This window comes from Azospirillum halopraeferens DSM 3675 (genome assembly GCF_000429625.1).
GTDB classification, from domain to species: Bacteria; Pseudomonadota; Alphaproteobacteria; order Azospirillales; family Azospirillaceae; genus Azospirillum; species Azospirillum halopraeferens.
This window is the reverse complement of record NZ_AUCF01000009.1, coordinates 33,076-50,717: the sequence shown is the minus strand read 5'-3', so window position 1 is coordinate 50,717 and position 17,642 is coordinate 33,076. Positions and strand designations below refer to the sequence as shown.

Sequence of the window (17,642 nt, the reverse complement as noted above, 5' to 3'; positions counted from 1 at the left end):
TGCCCGCGCGGGCGCCCTGGTGTGGCCGGCGATCAGCCGCGCGGCGCCGCGGCCATCGTGCGCAGGGCGGTGGCGACGCGGTCGATCACGCCGGCCCAGTCGCCGGGCCGGTCCTGACGGAACAGACGGGCGGTCGGGTACCATGGGCTGTCGTCGCGGCCGACCATCCAGCGCCAGTCCGGCGCGTGGTGCAGCACCACCCACAGGGGCCGCGCCAGCGCCCCCGCGAGATGGGCGGTGGAGGTGCAGGTGGAGATCACCAGATCGAGCTGAAGCATCGCCGACGCCGTGTCGCGGAAGTCGCCGATGCGGTCGGACAGGCGGACGATGTCCGACGGCGCACCCGCCAGGTCGGCCTCGCGCGGCCCTTTCTGAAGGCTGAAGAGCTGCACGCCCTCCACCCCCAGCAGCGGCAGGAAATGGGACAGCCGGGCGGAGCGGGCACGGTCGTTGGAGAACTGCGGGTTGCCGCCCCAAACGATGCCCACCTTCAGCCGGTCGGGGCGTGCCTCCGGAATGGCGAAGGGCGCCGTGCCGGCGGGCAGCGCCAGATAGGGCACGTCGGCCGGCAGATCGTCGAGCGTGGCGTGACCCAGGACATACGGTGCCGACAACAGCGGCAGATGGACGTCGAAGGCGGGCGGCGTGGCGAACCGGGGGATCATGACGTCGATCTCCGGCCGGCCGGCCAGCAGCGTCATCAGCGCGTCGTGGCACTCCAGCACGATCCGGCCGCCGCGCCCCCGGATCTCCGGCAGGTAGCGCAGGAACTGGAGAACGTCGCCCATGCCCTGTTCGGTGTGGATCAGCAGCGTCCGGCCGTCCAGGGACGACCCGTCCCACAGGGGTTGCGTGAAATCGCGGCGGCGGGACGGGAAGCCGGCGTACTTCCAGCGCCATTCGTACTCCGCGAAGCCCTCGCGGAAGTCGCCGCGGGCCAGCAACGCCAGCGACAGGTTCCAATGGAGCTGGGCGTTGCCGGGGTCGACCGCGGTGGCGCGGCGCACCATCCGGATGGCACCGTCCAGGTCGCCCGTCTCCTTGAGCAGGTTGGAGAAGTTGTAGAGCACGCTGGCGTTGCCCGGATCCTGCGCCAGGGCGGCGAGGTAGACGCGCCGTGCCTCGTCGAACGCGCCCTTACGGCGCAGCAAGGCGCCGACGTTGGCCAGCAGGGAGGCCGTCGGGCCGGCGATGGCGGCGCAGCGGCGGTAGGTCTCCAGGCTCTCGTCGTAGCGCTCCAGCCGCTGCAGGGCGTTGGCGAGGTTGATGAGAAGGTTATTGTTCTCCGGCTCCAGCTCCAGCGCGGCGCGCAGCACCCGCTCGGCCCGGGCGTCGTCGGCCAGTGCCTCCAGGCAGCGCGCCAGCGCCAGCGCGGCGGAGACATGGCCGGGCCGCAGGTTGACCGCCGCTTCCAGATGGCGAAGGGCGGCGGCCGGCTGCCGCCGGTCCAGCCGGTCGAGTCCGGCGAGAAGCTGCACCTCGGCGCTGCCCGGCGCCTCGCGCAGCGCGGCGTCGAGCCGTTCCCGGTACCAGCCCATGTCCTTCATCGCCGCACCGGCCCGCACGCACAGGGCGTGCACCCGGCCGGGCAGCGGCCGGCCGGTCGCCAGCAGCGATTCCACCCGCGCCCGTGCCCGCCGTGGCTGCCCCGCCTTCAGGTCGGCCTCGGCCAGACGCACGAGGATCCCGGCATCGCCGGGATGGGATGCCGCCGCCGTTTCGAGCATGCGGATGGCCTCCGCCACCCGGCGGTTCCGGACCAGGTGATCGGCGCGCAGGACGATGGCGGCAGGCGCCTCAGAGTTCGACGATTGCATACTTCTTCAGCCAGACGAGAGTGCGCAGCGTCAGGCGCCGCTGGGCCAGGGTCTGCGGTGCCAGAATGTCCCCCAGCGCCCGCGGTCCGGCTTCAAGCTCGGCCACCAGGCGGCGGATGACGTCGTGCGGCAGGATGGCCGCGGTGGCGAAGCTGTTGATGGTTCCCGCCAGCACCCGTTCCAGCGCCTGCCCGGGATCGGCGACGGCGATGCGGACCGTTTCGGTGCCGGCCAGGGTGCGTGTGGGATGGTGACGGAACATGGAGAACGGATCGGCGCGCAGGGGATTGCCGGGATCCGCCGCGGCGCGCGGGGCCGGCAGGGGGGCGGCCCGCCGGCGCTCCGCCAGGTCCGCCCACAGGGCCTGATAGGCGGCGATGACGTGCTTCCAGTCGAACACGTCGACGGCGCGCCGCCGGCCGGCGTCGCCCATGCGCCGGCGCAGGTCGCGATCGCCGGCCAGCCGCGCCAGCGCACCGGCGCACGCGGCGACGTCGACGGCGGTGGCAAGGCACGCGCCGCCGATGAAGCGGTCGTAGGTGTCGAGGCCGAGCGCATAACGCTCCGCCAGGTCGGCGCCGGCTCGCGGCGGCGGCAGCAGGGTGGGGATGGTGAAGCCCGTCTCGCCGTCGATCACCGTTTCGCGATAGCCGTCCCAGTCGCTGACGATGCACGGCAGCCCGGCGGCCATCGCTTCCACCGGGGTCAGGCCGAAGCTCTCCTGGATGTTGTCGGACAGCGAGACGAACAGGTCGGCGGCGAACCAGGAGGTGCGGGCCAGGGCGTGGTCCGCCCCGTCCAGCACATGCACGGGAACCGATGGGCAGAAGCGGGCGGCGGCCTCGCGGATCTCGCGCTCCACGCCGTCGTTGGGGAACTGGCCGACCAGCAGCAGGTGCAGCCGCCGGGGGGCTTCCAGCCGCGCCTGCGCCTGTTCGAACGCCATGAACATGGGCACCGGGTGGGCCTTGGCATGGAAGGACAGACGGCCGAAGAACAGGCCGGCGACGTCGTCCGGGCCGAGGCCCAGCCGAGACCGCAGCGCCGCGGCCGCCGCGTCCCCGGCGGCGTCGCGGTCGAAGGCGGCGGCGTCGACGCCGAGGGGGATCACGGGAAGCTGCGGGCGCAACGGCGGGCGGGCGCCGATCCGCTCCGCCAGATAGGCGGCATAGGACTCGATCACCTGAAGACAGGCCCGGCGCACCGACTGCGTGGTGCAGATCAGGGCGTCCCACTCCTGAACCGGCGCGGTGAGGAAGGAGCCGAGCGCGTCCATGGCGCGGTCGGAGGAGACGGTGTGGGTGACGCCGCACAGGCTGTAGGCCCGTTCGTCGACGCCGCGGCGCTGCCACGCATAGTCGGCCAGGCCGGGGCCGGGAACGAACAGGCAGCCCGGCTCCGCCAGCGCGGCCGGCCGGCTCGCGTGCAGCCAGCGCGTCTCGACCGGACGGCCCCGCCACGCCGCCAGCCGCCGGTGGAAATCCTCATAGGCCCCGCGGCTGCCGGTGTGGCAATAGAAAACCTCGCCCGCGGCGTGATCCGCCAGACCTTTCAGGAAGCCGGCGCCGGCGGCGTGGCGCCCCTTCACCTGAGCCTGAGACGCGTCGAAGCCTTCGGGGTGATAGAGCACCGCGGCGGTGGCGTGCGACGGGGCGGAAGCGGGGGCGGCGGGCTGGTCCATGGGAAGCGGGGGTCTCGTCGGGAAGGGCCGCAGGGCGCGATCGGCCGGTGCGCCCTTTTACCGAAACGGCCGTACGGGTGCGAGTGCTTTGGACGCTGCGCTACATCTCGCCGCCGGCACCGCCGCCGCCGAGCAGGGACACACCCTCGGCGGATTCCTCCACCGGGGCGACGTAGGTCCCGAAGGCTTCCAGCTTGCCCTTGGCCAGCGCCGCCAGCTCGGTCCACACGAAGCCATCCTTGCGCGGTTCGTAGCAGCGCTCCGCTATGCCGCGGGCGATGGCGGCGATGGCGTCGCCGTCGCGGCCGGTGATCTTGCGGAACACCCCTTCGTAATAGCCGCCGCGGTCGTCGCGGATTGAGGCGACGTCGTGGCATTCCCACAGCGGGTCCGGCGGGATTGCATCGCCCTCCCCCTCCGCGGGCACGGGCGGCCGTTCCGGCAGCCTGGCTTCCCAGGCCGTCGCCTCCGCTTCGGACTTGAACAACACGTAGACGGCGTAGAAGCTCTGGCGCGCCACGGCGAGGCCCTCCGGTCGATGGTCGGTGCGCCGGCGGTGTAGCGCGATTCCCCCGTCCGGGGGAAGCCCACAGGGTCGTCGGCCGTGCCACGGGGCAGCGACCGGAGAGGGAAATCAAGCCGCCTCTGATTTCCGTTTCCCGTCGCTGACCCCAATGATCTTGGGGACCGGGCTATGGTAGCATCGCGGTCACCGCAAACCCGGAGTCGCCATGACCAACCGCTTGCTCGACGAACTCGACGCCGCGCTGGGCGGCGGTGACGCCCCGGACCCCGTGCGGCCATCCGCCGCGGCGACGGGACGCAACGCCGTGTTCCTGGAAGGGGTCGATGCGGCGCTGCTGGCCGACGCCGCGGCCGGGCTGGGCCGGCTGGACGCCACGGTGGACCTGCTGCCGGAGCACCGGCGGCGCGGCTGGCTGGCGCGGCGCCATCTGCGCGAGGCCATGGCCTCGGCACGGCTGGACGGTGACATGGTGGACGTGGACGACCTGGTTCTCGCTGAACTTGATACGCTGCCGCGACCGGGCGATGTGGACCTGGGCGCCGGGCGCTGGATTCTCGGCATGCTGCGCGCCGCCGCCCGGCGCACGCCGCGCCAGCTGTTCACGCCGCGCCGCCTCGGCGCCTTCGCCCGGCTGCGCCTGAAGGGCGCCCCGCCGGACGACGAGCGGGTGCGCTGGCTGACCGGGCGCCTGGCCACGCCCGACGCGGTGCGCGCGGCGCTGGAGCGGGCGCTCGCCCCGCCGGGGTTGCGCGCCCTGGCCGAGCGGGCGCCGCCGGTGGGCGCGGCGGGGCTGCTGGCCCTGTGGCACGGTGCGGGGGCCGCCGACGCCGTGGCTGGGGCGCCGGGGCGCATCCTGGCGGAGGTGTGGCTGCGGCGCGGCGGCTGGCTGCGCCGGCCGGTGGCGGCGGTGGCCACGGGCTTCCTCGGCCACCGCGACCGCTACACCCCGGACGCCGGAGCGGCCTGGACGCGGAACCTGCTGGAGGCGCTGGTCCGCTCGGCCGATGAGGGGTTGCAACTTCAGCGTCGGCTCGATGCGGCGGAAGCGGCGATCCTGCTGGCCTGCCCGCCCCGGCGCGCCTCCAGCCTGCCGGCTCTGGCCGCCCTGCTGGCCGAGCGGCCGGCCCTGACGGCGGAGGACGCGGCCGCCGCCCTGTCCCTCACCGACCGCGCCGCCCGCGGCCTGCTGGGGCGGCTGGCCGACCGCGGCGTGGTGCGCGAGCTGACGGGGCGCAAGTCCTTCCGCGCCTTCGCCATCGCCCTGTAGCAGAGTGTCAACAGGTGATGCCGCCGTCCACCACCAGGGTCTGGCCGGTGATGTAGCCGGCGTCGTCGCCCATCAGGAAGGCGACGGCCGCCGCCACCTCCGCCGGCTCGGCGAGGCGGCCCAGCGGGGTGCGGTTGACGATCTGGGCGCGCTGACGCTCGTCCAGGGAGGCGGACAGATCGGTGGCGACATAGCCGGGGGCGACGCCGTTGACGGTGATCCGCCGCCGCCCGACCTCGCGGGCCAGGGCCCGGGTCATGCCGTCCAGGCCGGCCTTGCTGGCGGCGTAGGCGGCCAGCCCGGTGTAGCCGCGCAGGGCGACGATGGAGCTAACGGAGACGATGCGCCCGCCGGGCTTGCCGCGCAGCATACGGCGCAGGGCCAGCCGCGTCACCCGCAGGGCGCCCAGCAGGTTGACCTGAAGGAGATGGGCGGCGTCGACGGTGGGGAAGGTGGCCAGCACCCCTTCCCCGGCGATGCCGGTGTTGTTGACCAGGCCCCACAGGTCCTGCCCGTCCAGCCAGCCGGCGAGGTCGGCGAACAGCGCCTCCTCCGACGCCTCGTCGCCGATGGTGCAGGCGGTCCAGCGGAAGCGGGCGGGACCATGGGCCGCTTCCAGCCGGTCGACGGCGGGGCTGCGGCTGCGGCTGCAGGTGGCCACCCGCATGCCGTCGGCCAGCAGCCGTTCGACGATGGCAAGCCCGATGCCGCGGCTTCCTCCGGTGACGAGGACCGCGCGCGCGTTGAGGTCGGTCATGTCCGCGCCTTCTTCAGGGTGGCTCCCGTGCCCAGGGCGGGGACGAAGGTCACCAGCCGCGGCACCTCGTGATCCTGCAACAGGGCGCGCGCCCGCTCCAGCAGGGCGTGCCGCGCCGCCGCCTCGTCGGCGCCGGGGGCCAGCACCACCTCGGCCGCCACCAGCGCCCCGGTGATCGGGTTGCGGCGCCCGTACACGCGCACGTCCGCCACCATGGGCAGGTCCAGCAGCACCGCCTCCACCGTCTCGGGCCGCACCTTGGCGCCGCCGACGTTGATGACGCTGTCGGCGCGGCCGCGGAACAGCACGCGGTCCCCCACCCGCTCCACCGCATCGCCGGTGACGAGCCAGCCGCCGGCCGCCGCCGGGGTCTCCGCACCGGCCCCGGCGTAGCCGCGCATGGCGCGCGGGCTGCGCACCTCCAGCACGCCGTCCCGGATGCGCAGGGCGCAGCCGTCGACGCCGTCCTCCAGCCAGGCGGCGGGGAATCCGGCGCGGCCGTCCTTCACCGCGAACAGGGCGCCGGCCTCGGTGGAGGCGTAGATGTGGACGATGGCCGCGCCCGGCCAGGCCGCCGCCAGGCGGTCCAGCGTCCCCTGGTCCGCCGTTTCGCCGCCCAGCGTGATCCGCCGCAACGGCACCCGCGCCGCGTCCGGCCCCAGCGCCGTCAGGAAGGCGCGCCAGAACGTGGGAGTGCCGCTGGCGAAGCACGGGGCGTGGCGCACCGCCGCGGCGGTGAGGGCGGCCACGGTGCCGGCCGATGCCGCCACCAGCCCCGCGCCGGCGCAGAGCGCCGTCAGCAGCACCTGCAAGCCGGCGAAGGCGGCGGGATGGTAGGTGAGCAGCCAGCGCCGGTCCGCCGCCACCCGGACCGCGGGAATGCGGCCGAGCAGCGAGTCGAGGCTGTGGCGGGCCAGCTTCGGCGCGCCGGTGGTGCCGGAAGTGGCGATCCACACCTCGCCCCTCCCCGCCCCCGCCCCCGCCTGTGCTGCCGCGTCGGGGCCGCCCGCCTGTGGCGGGGTGTAGGCGTCGCCGTCGCCCAGCCGCGCGTCGGCGCCGAGTCCCTCCGGCACCGGGCCGCCGCGCAGCAGCACCGCGTCGGCTCCGACGCTCAGTGCGGCCAGCAGGCCGACCGCCGGCGTATCGACTTCAGCGCCGGCGATGACCAGGCGGCGGCAGCTGTCGCCGGCCAGCCGCTGCGCCAGCGCCGCCACGCGCTCCGCCAGCGCCGCCGGCGTGATCGTGCGGTCGTCGACCAGCAGGTCGCCGGCACCGTCGATCAAACGCCGGACGCGGGCGTCCATGGCGGCTCAGCCGGCCGGGTCGGCGTAGAGCGCGGCCAGTTCCCCGGCCGTGCGGAAGCTGACGAAGCCGTCGCGGAACGGGTCGCGGCCGGTGCGCTCCTCCAGCTCGACCACCACGGTGGCGAGGTCGAGCGAGTCGATGGGCAGGTCGCCGCCGAGCAGGGGCGCGTCGGCCGCAATGACCGGCGCCTCAAGCCCCTTGTCGCGGATGCGCGCGGCGAGGAGGTCGGCGACCAGGCGGAAGGAGTCGGCAGGGGTCATGGCAGGCTGGCGGGTCCCGGCGCGGCGGTTCTGGCCGCTCTGCTTCCCCCAATTCGCGCCCCCTGTCAACCGGCGCCGCGACCGCCGTCGTCACCATGTGCATCACGGAAGTTGACACCACCGTCACCCTGCCCGAAGGTGGCACCGTTCCCACCGATGGAGGAGCCCGATGCCGCGGGACATGACCGGCGACGAGCTGCGCAGCTACCGGGAGCAGCGCGGCATGAACCAACAGGCGCTGGTCACCTGGCTGAACGAGCGGCTGAACCGCCGCTACGACCGGGCGAAGGTGTCGCGCTGGGAAACCGGGGCGGAGCGCATTCCGCAGACGGTGGCGGCGGCGCTGAAGGACGGGACCGAGCCGTCGGGCATCCCGGCGGCGGCGTCGCGCGGCGCGCCCGTGGTCTTCTGCGCCGCCAACCAGAAGGGCGGGGTCGCCAAGACCACCACCTGCGTCAACGTCGCCTGGCTGCTGGCGCAGGCGGGCAGCCGGGTGCTGCTGGTGGACTGCGACCCGCAGGCCAACGCCACCGTGCACCTGGGGGTCGACCCGCACGAGCAGGAGCTGGCCAAGGCCACCCTGACCCACGCGCTGAAGTCGACACGCCCGATGCGGGAGTTCGTGGTGCCGGTGTGCGACGGCGCCTTCCATCTGCTGCCCGCCTCCATCTCCCTGGCCGCCACGGACCGGGAGCTGCTGCGCCAGCCCAACGGCACGCTGATCCTGCGTGCCAAGATCGGCCAGTTGGCCGGACATTACGACTACATCGTGCTGGACTGCCCGCCGCACCTGGGGGAGCTGACGGTGTCGGTGTTGAACGCGGCCGACCAGCTTCTCATCCCGACGCAGACGGAGTTGCTGTCGATGATGGGCATTCCGCAGCTTTTCGAGACGATCGCCGGCGTGCGGGAGCTGGTGAACCCCCGCCTGGGCGTCCTCGGCATCCTGCCCACCATGTACAGCCCGCGCCGGGTGCAGGACGAGCAGGTGATGACCGAACTGAGGGCGCTGGCGGAGTCGGAGAACCTGCGCCTGTTCTCCCCCGTCAAGCGGGCCGCCGACTACACCAAGAGCGTCATGGCCGGGCGCCCCGGCCTGGCCATCAACCCCAATTCGGCCGGAGCCGAAAGCTACCGGGAGATCGCCGAGGCGCTCCTGGACCTGGCCAAGGAAGGAGTGCGCCATGGCGCGTAAGCTGGACCTGTCCAACGCCGCCCAGTTCCGCAAGGCGTTGAACCGCGCCGCCACCACCGGCGGGGCCGGCGCCAACGCCGCCCTGTTCGGCCTGTCGAGCCGCCTGCGCTATCGCGAGATCCCGCTGGACCAGGTGGAGCCCAATCCCGACCAGCCGCGGCGCGACGCGCGCAACGCTGATGTTGAAACGCTGGCCGCCTCCATCGACCAGAAGGGGCTGTTGCAGCCCATCAACGTGCAGGAGGTGGCGCCCGATCGTTTTCGCATCGTCGCGGGGGAGCGGCGGTACTGGGCCTTCCGGTCGCTGGAGCGCGAGACCATCCCGGCGCTGATCATCGACACCGACGATCCGCAGGCGCTGGCGCTGCTGGAGAACGTCCAGCGGGTGGACCTGCACGCCATCGAACTGGCCGCATCGCTCGGCCGCCTGATCGAGGAGAAGGGGCTGGTGCAGGAGCAGGCGGCCGTCCTGATCGGCCGGTCCCAGGAGTATGTGGCCCGCCTGCTGGGCATCCTGAAGCTGCCGGCGGACATCCTCGACGCCGCCCCGTCGCGGCCGGAGGTGTCGGCGTCCGTGCTGATGGAGCTGGCCGAACTGGGCGACGAAGCGCTTCAGCGCGCCCTGTGGCAGCGCGCCGGCGACGGGCTGACGGTGCGCGAGGTGCGCCGGGCCAAGCAGGCGCGCCGCGCCGGCGCCGGGGATGCGGCCGAGCCGCCCGCCCTGCCCTACGACCCGCTGTTGCGCAACCTGCGCAAGACGGTGAGCCGGCTGCGGGCGCTGGACCGCGACGGTGTCCCGCTCGACGAATCCCGTCGCGACGAGCTGCGCAACCTGCGCGACGAGATCGACGCCATGCTCGGCGATTCCGGTTATTAGACGTCTAATGCCGGGTTCGGTACGTCTTGACGTCCGAACCCGGTGTCGGCCGCGACGGCGGCCGCGGCCCGATAGGGCCGAAGCCTGCGTGGCGTTTGAACGCAGCGGTCAGGATCTTCCTGACCGCGTAAGACGCAGCGGGGCCGGGCCGGCGATTAGACGTCTAATCGGCCTTGAGCCGGTGAGCGGCCCCTGCCATTGTCCGGCGCGCCATCCCGCCCATCCTCAGGGACGCCCGAAGACCATGGTTCGCGTCAAGCCCTCTCCGGCCAAACCCCGTGACCGCGCCGATGCCGCGACGCCGGAGGCGCTGCTCGCCCAAGCCGTGGCCCTCCACCGGGCCGGCCGGCTGGCCGAGGCGGAGAGCCTGTACCGCCGCGTGCTGGCGCGCCAGCCGGGGAACGTGGCGGTGCGGGCGAATCTGGGGGCGGCGCTGCGCGGGCAGGGACGGTCGGAAGCCGCCATCGCCTGCTACCGCAACGCGCTGATGATCGACCCCGCGACCGCCAGCGTGCACTACAACCTCGGCAACGCCCTGCGCGCCGCCGGCCGGCGGGAGGAAGCGACGGCCCGCCTGCGTGCCGCCGCCCGCGTGCAGCCCGACAACCCCGAGGCGCACAACAACCTGGGCCTCGCCCTGCGCGACGCGGGGGACGGGGAGGGGGCGGCGGGGGCCTTCCGCCGCGCCCTTGCCGTCCGGCCCGACCATCCCGAGGCGCTGAACAACCTGGGCCTGGCCCTTGGCGACGTCGGGCCTTCGGACGGCCGCGGCCCGGCGGCGTTCGCCCGGGCCGTCCGCCTGTGCCCCGACCGCCACGACCTGCGTTGCAACTTCGGCGTGGCGCTCCGCGAAGACGGCCGGCCGGCGGACTCGGCCGGCACCCTGCGGGTCGCCGTGGCGCTGCACCCCGACCTTGCCGGGGGCTGGTACAGCCTGGCCAACGCCTTGCGGGAAATGGACCGGCCGGCGGCGGCCGAGACGCCCTACCGCCGGGCCCTGCGGCTGGAGCCGGACCACGCCGACGCCCGGAACAACCTGGGCCTTGCCCTCACCGGGCTGGAGCGGCCGGCGGAGGCGGAAGCCGTCCTGCGCCGCGCCATTGCCCTGCGCCCCGATTACGCCGAGGCGTACAACAACCTCGGCGCCCCGTTGAAGGAGCGCGAGGACCCCGCCGCGGCCGCCGCGGCGTTCCGCCGGGCCATCGCGCTGCGGCCGGGGTTTCCCGAAGGGTGTATCAACCTCGGCGTGGCGCTGAAGGCGCTGGGTGACATCGACGGTGCCATGGACTGCTACCGCCGGGCCATCGGCGCCGACGGCGGTCCGCCCTACGCCCACTTCAACATGGGCAACGCCTGCCAGGCGCGCGGCGATCTGGAAGGCGCCATCGCCAGCTTCCGCCGGGCGGCGCAGCTCGACGGCGACTATGTGGATGCCCACTGGAACCTGTCGCTGGCCCTGCTGGCGCGCGGCGATTTCGCGCAGGGCTGGCCCATGTACGAATGGCGCTGGCGCAACAAGGGGACGCCGCCGCGCGGCTTCCCGCAGCCGCAATGGACCGGCGGGGACATCCGCGGCCGCACCATCCTGCTGCACGCCGAACAGGGGCTGGGGGACACCCTGCACTTCGTCCGTTACGCCCCGCTGGTGGCGGCGCGCGGCGCGCGGGTCGTGCTGGAAGTGCAGGCGCCGCTGGTCCGCCTGCTGGCGCCGCTGCGGGCGCAGGGGGTGGCGGCGATCCTGGCCAAGGGCGATCCCCTGCCCGACTTCGACGTGCATTGCCCCCTGCTCAGCCTGCCGCTGGCGTTCGGGACGCGGCTGGACAGCGTCCCCGCTTCCATCCCCTACCTGCACCCGCCCGACGCTGAAGTTGAAACGTGGCGCCACCGCCTGGCGCAGGACGGGGCCGGCGCGCTGCGCGTCGGTCTGGTCTGGGCCGGCAACCCGCGCAAGGACGTGCCGGGGGCCAACGCCGTGGACCGGCTGCGCTCCATCACGCTGGGCCAGCTCGCCCCCCTGGCGGGCACGCCGGGCGTGCGCTTCTACAGCCTCCAGAAGGGCGACGAGGCGGCGGCCCAGGCCAAGGCGCCGCCGCCGGGCCTGGATCTGGTGGACCGGATGGACGCCGTGGGCGACTTCGCGGACACTGCCGCCTTGATCAGCCATCTGGACCTGGTCGTCGGGGTGGACACGTCGGTTGTCCATCTCGCCGGCGGCATGGGCAAGCCGGTGTGGGTGCTGTCGCGCTTCGACGGCTGCTGGCGCTGGCTGAGCGGGCGCGACGACAGCCCCTGGTACCCGACGCTGCGCCTGTACCGGCAGGAGGCGCCGTCCGACTGGACGCCGGTGATCGCCCGGCTGGCCGCCGATCTGCGGGCATGGGCCTCCACCCGCACGGCGTGACAAATCCGGTGGTGATGCGGTTGATGGTGGCAGCAACGCCCGCGACACCATCGCAGGAGGAGCGCCATGCGCACCCGTATCATCGCGTTTACCGCCGCCGCCGCGTTTATCGCCGCGCCGGCCTATGCCGCCGATCCATCCGCCGCCATGCCGCCCGCCGCCGCACCGTCCGCCGATGCGCGGTCCGCCAGCCCGGTGGGTGACGTTCCCGACGTGGCTACGGTGCCGTCCGCCGATCGGGTGCGGACGGAGGACCTGATCGGCCGCACCGTCGTCGGCCAGGACAGCCAGCGGCTGGGGACGGTGTCGGACGTGCTGGCCGACGAGGGCGGCAACGCCCGCATCCTGGTCGTCGACCTGGACGACGCCATCGCCGGCGGCCGGGAGGTCGGTGTCGACATCAGCGAGGGCCGGGTCGCCCTGCACCCCCACTGGATCGCCGTTGAAGGGCTGTCGAGCGCGGATGTCGCCGCCCTGCCGGACGTCGCCGCCGATGCCGGTTCCGACGGCTTCGGCCGCGTGTCGGAGGGGGCCAACCAGTGGCCGGCCGGCCTGGCCCCCCTGCCCGGCTGGTTCGCCGAACCGCAGCCGGACATGCAATGACCGGGGTGGCGTGACGCAGCACTTCCCCCGTCCGCAAAAGGACACCGCACAAGGCGGTTGCGCCGCGACCGCCGGTGTGCACCATGCCTTTCGTCGGACAAGGAGGAAGACATGCGTCGCCCGTTCGCGGCTGCTTTCGCCGCCCTCGCCGCCGCCGTCCTGATCGCCGCCGGCGGGCCGGCGGCGGCCGAGCCGCGCTTTGCGCTGCCCATCGACTGCGATCCCGGCGTGACCTGCTGGATCCAGAATTACGTGGACCAGGACCCCGGGCCGGGGCGCGCCGATCACACCTGCGGACAGCTCAGCTACGACGGCCACAAAGGTACGGACTTCCGCATCGCCGACATCCCCGCCATGGAAAAGGGCGTGCCCGTGCTGGCTGCCGCCGCCGGCACGGTGCGCGCCATCCGCGACGGCATGGACGACGTCAGCATCCGGGTCATCGGCCGCGAGGCGCTGCAGGGCCGCGACGCCGGCAACAGCGTCGTCGTCGTCCACGGCGACGGCTGGGAAACCCAGTACGCCCACCTGAAGCGCGGCAGCGTGCGGGTGAAGCCGGGCGAGACGGTGGAGGCGGGGCAGGTGCTGGGGCTGGTCGGCCTGTCCGGCTTCACGGAGTTCCCGCACGTCCATTTCGAGGCGCGCAAGGACGGCACGCCCGTCGATCCCTTCGTCGGCACCGACGACCCGCCGGGCTGCGAGGGGCCGCGCAACCCCCTGTGGACCGCCGAGGCGGAGCAGCGGCTGGCCTACCGCCCGACGGCCGGCCTGGTGATGGGGTTCGCCGCGTCCCCGCCAAAGGCGGACGAGGCGCGCGCGGGGACGCTGGCCGGGCCGGATCTGCCGCGCGACGGTGCCGCTCTGCTGCTGTGGGCCGACGTCATGGGGGCGCACGCCGGCGACGAACAGCGCTTCCGCGTCACCGGTCCCGACGGCGGCACGGTCATCGACCACCGCGACACGCTCAAGGACAGCCGCGTCGCCTGGTTCGCTTTCGCCGGCCGCAAGACGCCGCCCGGCGGATGGCCGGCCGGCACCTACACCGGCCGCTACACGCTGATGCGCAACGGCACGGCGGTGGTCGAGATGCGGCGCGACGTCACGGTGCGGTAGGGAAGGGAACGCAGTCGATCATGGCGACCGTGCTGGTCACCGGCGGGGCCGGGTACATCGGCAGCCACGCCTGCAAGGCGCTGGCCCGGGCGGGGCATCATCCCGTCGTGTTCGACGACCTGTCGCGGGGCTGGCGCGACGCCGTGCGCTGGGGTCCCCTGGAGGTGGGGGACGTCCGCGATCCCGCGGCCCTGGATGCCGCCTTCCGGCGCCACCGGCCCGGCTGCGTGATGCATTTCGCCGCCCTCACCGCCGTCGGCGAATCGGTCGTCGACCCCGCGGCCTATTACGGCACCAATGTGGGCGGCACGCTGGCCCTCCTGGACGCCATGCGCCGCCACGAGGTGCCCTGCCTGGTGTTTTCGAGCACCTGCGCGATCTACGGCCTGCCCGGCCGCGTCCCCATGGACGAGGACACGCCGGCGGCGCCCATCAACCCCTACGGCGCCGGCAAGTGGATGGTGGAGCGGCTGCTGGCCGACTACGCCGCCGCCTACGGCCTGCGCACCCTGGCGCTGCGCTACTTCAACGCCGCCGGCGCCGACCCCGAGGGCGACATCGGCGAGCGGCACGAGCCGGAAACCCACGCCGTGCCCCTGGCCATCCTGGCGGCGCTGGGCCGGCGGGACCGCTTCCGCGTGCTGGGAACGGATTATCCCACCCCGGACGGCACGGCGGTGCGCGACTACGTCCATGTGGACGATCTGGCGGCGGCCCATGTGCTGGCGGCGGAGCGGCTGATGGCGGGCGGGGCGGGGGGCGCCTTCAACCTGGGCACCGGCCGCGGCACCTCGGTCCTGGATCTGCTGCGCGCGGTGGAGCGCGTCGCCGGCCGGCCGGTTCCGGTGGAATTCGCCCCCCGCCGCCCCGGCGACGCCCCGGTGCTGGTGGCCGCCGCCGAGCGCGTGCGCGACGCGCTGGGCTGGCGGCCCTCCTGCACCTCCATCGACGCCATCGTCGAAACCGCCTGGCACTGGCACCGGCGGACCTGACGCCGCGGCGTCCGGCCCGCCGTGCCGCGGGCGGTCATTGCCGTGCGGACACCGCATCGCGGCGGCGCCACAGCATCTTCTCGACCTCCAGCACCGCGAACAGCAGAACCCCGGCCCCCAGCACCGGCAGCAGCAGAGCGGGCTCCAGCGGCCGGGTGGCGAACAGGGTCTCCATGAAGGGGGTGTAGGTGAAGAACAGTTGGAGCACGACCACCGTCGCCACCGCCATCAGGACGGGCCGCGTGCCCTTCACGCCCCGCAGCGTCAGCGACGGCGCCCGCAGGTAGCGGACGCTGAACAGGTAGAACACCTCCATCGCCACCAGCGTGTTGACGGCCACGGTGCGCGCCGTGTCCACGTCGGCGCCGTGCCACAGTGCCCATTCGAACATGCCGAAGATGCCGGCGGTCATCAGCAGCGAGACGAAGGCGATCCGCCACACCAGGAAGCGCGACAGCAGCGGTTCGTCGCCGGGGCGCGGCGGGCGGTTCATCACGTCGCGCTCCGCGGGCTCGAACGCCAGCGCCAGCGCCAGGCCGATGGAGCTGACCATGTTGACCCACAGGATCTGCAACGGCGTGATCGGCAGCGTCAGTCCGGCCATGATGGCGATGATGACGCTGATGGACTCGCCACCGTTGATCGGCAGCAGGAAGGTGATGGCCTTCTTCAGGTTGTCGTAGACCGTCCGCCCCTCGCGCACCGCCCGGGCGATGGACGCGAAATTGTCGTCGGTCAGGACCATCTCGGCCACCTCCTTGGCGGCCTCGGTGCCCTTGTGCCCCATGGCGACGCCGACATCGGCGCGCTTGAGCGCCGGGGCATCGTTGACGCCGTCGCCGGTCATGGCGACGATGTAGCCGCGCCCCTGCAACGCCTGCACCAGGCGCAGCTTGTGCTCCGGGCTGGCGCGGGCGAAGACGTCGATGTCGGGAGCCAGGCGGGCCAGCTCCTCATCGCTCAGCGCCTCGATCTCCGGCCCGGTCAGCGCCGCCCCCGCGTTTTGCAGGCCGAGCTGGGCGGCGATGGCGCGGGCGGTGACGGCGTGGTCGCCGGTGATCATCTTGACGCGGATGCCGGCGGTCCGGCACGCCTGCACGGCCTCCACCGCCTCCGTGCGCGGCGGGTCGATCAGGCCGACCAGGCCCAGCAGCACCAGCCCGCCGTCCACGTCGGCGAAGGTCAGGGCGTGACGGTCCGGGGCGGCGGACCGCACGGCCACGGCCAGAACCCGCTGCCCGTCGGCCGCCATCTCCTCGACGCCGGCCTGCCAGGCGGCGGCGTCGATCGGGCGGTCGCCGTCGGCCCCCCGCTCGGCCGTGCACATGGCCAGGATGCGTTCCGGCGCGCCCTTGACGCAGATGACGCCGCGGCCTTCGTGGTCGTGGTGCAGGGTGGCCATGAAGCGGTGTTCGGATTCGAACGGGATCAGGTCGGTGCGCGGCAGGCGCCGCGCCTCGCCGGCCGGGTCGAGCCCGGCCTTGCGGGCCAGCACCAGGAGCGCCCCCTCCATGGGGTCGCCCTCGACGGTCCAGCCGCCGTCGGTCTCGCGCAGGGCGGCGTCGTTGCACAGCGCGCCGGCCCGCGCCAGGTCCACCAGCACCGGCACGTCCGCCGCCGGCCGCTCCCGCCCGGCGGCGGAGAAGCCGCCGCGCGGCTCATAGCCGACGCCGTCCACCGCAACCGTCTCGCCGCCCGTCCGCACCGTGCGCACGGTCATCTCGTTGCGGGTCAGGGTGCCGGTCTTGTCGGTGCAGATGATCGACACGGACCCCAGGGTTTCCACCGCCGGCAGGCGGCGGATGATGGCGTTGCGCCGCGCCATGCGCTGCACGCCGATGGCCAGCGTGATGGTCAGGATGGCCGGCAGCCCCTCGGGGATGGCGGCGACCGCCAGACTGACCACGGCCATGAACAGTTCGGCCATGCCGTAGCCGTGCACCAGCACGCCGAAGCCGAAGACCAGCGTGGCGATGGCGAGGATGACGGCGGTCAGCGTGCGGGCGAATCCCGCCATCTGCCGCAGCAGCGGCGTCTCCATGCCTTCCAGGCGGGACATCATGCCGCTGATGCGGCCGATCTCGGTCGCCGGGCCGGTGGCCACCACGATGCCGCGTCCCTGGCCATGGGTGACCAGGGTGCCGGAGAACGCCATGGCGGTGCGGTCGCCCAGGGGTGCGTCGGCGGCGACCGGATCGGGTCCCTTGCCGACGGGCACGGATTCCCCGGTCAGCGCCGCCTCCTGGACGTGCAGGTTCCGGCACCACGTCAGCCGCAGATCGGCCGGCACCTTGTCGCCCGCCTCCAGCAGCACCAGGTCGCCGGGCACCAGGTCGGCCGCCGGGACCGCCATGCGGTGCCCGTCGCGCAGCACGGTGGCGTTGGCCGACAGCATGTGGCGGATGGCGTCCAGCGCCTGCTCCGCCTTGCCTTCCTGGATGAAGCCGATGGTGGCGTTGAGCACGCACACCGCCAGGATCACCCCGGAATCGATCCAGTGGCCGAGCACGGCGGTGACCGTCGCGGCAACCAGCAGGACCTGGATCAGCAGGTTGTTGAACTGGGCCAGAAATCGCAGCAGCGGCCCGCGGCCGACCGGCGGCGGCAGGCTGTTGGGGCCGTGGCGCAGCAGGCGCTCCCGCGCCTCGCGCTCGGTCAGGCCGTCGGAACCGGCCCCCAGCAGGGTCGCCGTCTGCGCGGCGGACAGGACGTGCCACGCCGGCACGTCGGATGCGGGAGCGGACGCGGCATCCCGCCCGCTTCCATCCGTCTTGGTCTTTTCCAGGAGCATGTCACCACCTCCCGTGTCTGTCGGTCGTAGCACCCGTACCCGTGCGGTCGCCCGCGG

At 73.6% G+C, this 17,642-nt stretch carries 14 protein-coding genes; 7 read left to right on the top strand and 7 right to left on the bottom strand.

Annotated features, from left to right (window positions below):
- Window positions 1–32 precede the first annotated feature (32 nt).
- The 3 genes from G472_RS36945 to G472_RS0109720 form a co-directional block, all read right to left on the bottom strand.
- Window positions 33–1,817: a tetratricopeptide repeat protein gene (locus G472_RS36945; protein ID WP_051340634.1), complete on the bottom strand. Its 1,785-nt coding sequence runs from the start codon at window positions 1,815–1,817 to the stop codon at window positions 33–35.
- Complete coding sequence (locus G472_RS0109725) at window positions 1,798–3,498, bottom strand: glycosyltransferase family 4 protein (protein WP_051340633.1); 1,701 nt, start codon at window positions 3,496–3,498, stop codon at window positions 1,798–1,800. The genes G472_RS36945 and G472_RS0109725 overlap by 20 nt, the downstream gene beginning before the upstream one ends.
- A 100-nt stretch (window positions 3,499–3,598) precedes the next feature.
- Window positions 3,599–4,018, bottom strand: a complete 420-nt coding sequence (locus G472_RS0109720; protein ID WP_029008236.1) for a hypothetical protein — start codon at window positions 4,016–4,018, stop codon at window positions 3,599–3,601.
- Window positions 4,019–4,229: 211 nt separating this feature from the next.
- Here G472_RS0109720 and G472_RS38780 point away from each other — a divergent pair, with 211 nt between their 5' ends.
- Window positions 4,230–5,291: a DUF1403 family protein gene (locus G472_RS38780; protein WP_029008235.1), complete on the top strand. Its 1,062-nt coding sequence runs from the start codon at window positions 4,230–4,232 to the stop codon at window positions 5,289–5,291.
- A gap of 7 nt (window positions 5,292–5,298) precedes the next feature.
- Here G472_RS38780 and G472_RS0109710 read toward each other — a convergent pair whose 3' ends face one another.
- From G472_RS0109710 to G472_RS0109700, 3 genes are read right to left on the bottom strand one after another with little or no spacing between them, the layout of a single operon-like run.
- Complete coding sequence (locus G472_RS0109710) at window positions 5,299–6,048, bottom strand: SDR family NAD(P)-dependent oxidoreductase (protein WP_029008234.1); 750 nt, start codon at window positions 6,046–6,048, stop codon at window positions 5,299–5,301.
- Window positions 6,045–7,352 carry a class I adenylate-forming enzyme family protein gene (locus G472_RS32220; RefSeq protein ID WP_051340632.1) on the bottom strand — a complete coding sequence of 436 codons (1,308 nt, stop codon included), beginning with the start codon at window positions 7,350–7,352 and terminating at the stop codon, window positions 6,045–6,047. Before G472_RS32220 ends, G472_RS0109710 begins: the two co-directional genes overlap by 4 nt.
- 6 nt (window positions 7,353–7,358) lie before the next feature.
- Window positions 7,359–7,613 carry an acyl carrier protein gene (locus G472_RS0109700; protein WP_029008233.1) on the bottom strand — a complete coding sequence of 85 codons (255 nt, stop codon included), beginning with the start codon at window positions 7,611–7,613 and terminating at the stop codon, window positions 7,359–7,361.
- A 169-nt stretch (window positions 7,614–7,782) separates the two neighbouring features.
- Between G472_RS0109700 and G472_RS32215 the strand changes: the two genes are divergently transcribed.
- The 6 genes from G472_RS32215 (at window position 7,783) to galE (ending at window position 14,794) form a co-directional block, all read left to right on the top strand.
- Window positions 7,783–8,808 carry an AAA family ATPase gene (locus G472_RS32215; protein ID WP_051340631.1) on the top strand — a complete coding sequence of 342 codons (1,026 nt, stop codon included), beginning with the start codon at window positions 7,783–7,785 and terminating at the stop codon, window positions 8,806–8,808.
- On the top strand, window positions 8,798–9,685 hold the full coding sequence (locus G472_RS32210) for a ParB/RepB/Spo0J family partition protein (RefSeq protein ID WP_051340630.1): 888 nt from the start codon (window positions 8,798–8,800) through the stop codon (window positions 9,683–9,685). Before G472_RS32215 ends, G472_RS32210 begins: the two co-directional genes overlap by 11 nt.
- Window positions 9,686–9,929: 244 nt before the next feature.
- Window positions 9,930–12,086 carry a tetratricopeptide repeat protein gene (locus G472_RS0109685; RefSeq protein WP_051340629.1) on the top strand — a complete coding sequence of 719 codons (2,157 nt, stop codon included), beginning with the start codon at window positions 9,930–9,932 and terminating at the stop codon, window positions 12,084–12,086.
- 66 nt (window positions 12,087–12,152) lie between these two features.
- On the top strand, window positions 12,153–12,689 hold the full coding sequence (locus tag G472_RS0109680; protein WP_029008230.1) for a PRC-barrel domain-containing protein: 537 nt from the start codon (window positions 12,153–12,155) through the stop codon (window positions 12,687–12,689).
- A 111-nt stretch (window positions 12,690–12,800) separates the two neighbouring features.
- Window positions 12,801–13,802, top strand: a complete 1,002-nt coding sequence (locus G472_RS32205; RefSeq protein WP_035691797.1) for a M23 family metallopeptidase — start codon at window positions 12,801–12,803, stop codon at window positions 13,800–13,802.
- Window positions 13,803–13,822: 20 nt separating this feature from the next.
- Entirely contained in the window at window positions 13,823–14,794 is a 972-nt protein-coding gene (gene galE, locus G472_RS0109670; protein WP_029008229.1) for a UDP-glucose 4-epimerase GalE, read from the top strand.
- A 34-nt stretch (window positions 14,795–14,828) separates the two neighbouring features.
- Here the strand turns inward: galE and G472_RS0109665 are convergent, their stop codons facing one another.
- On the bottom strand, window positions 14,829–17,585 hold the full coding sequence (locus G472_RS0109665; RefSeq protein ID WP_029008228.1) for a cation-transporting P-type ATPase: 2,757 nt from the start codon (window positions 17,583–17,585) through the stop codon (window positions 14,829–14,831).
- Window positions 17,586–17,642: the final 57 nt, after the last annotated feature.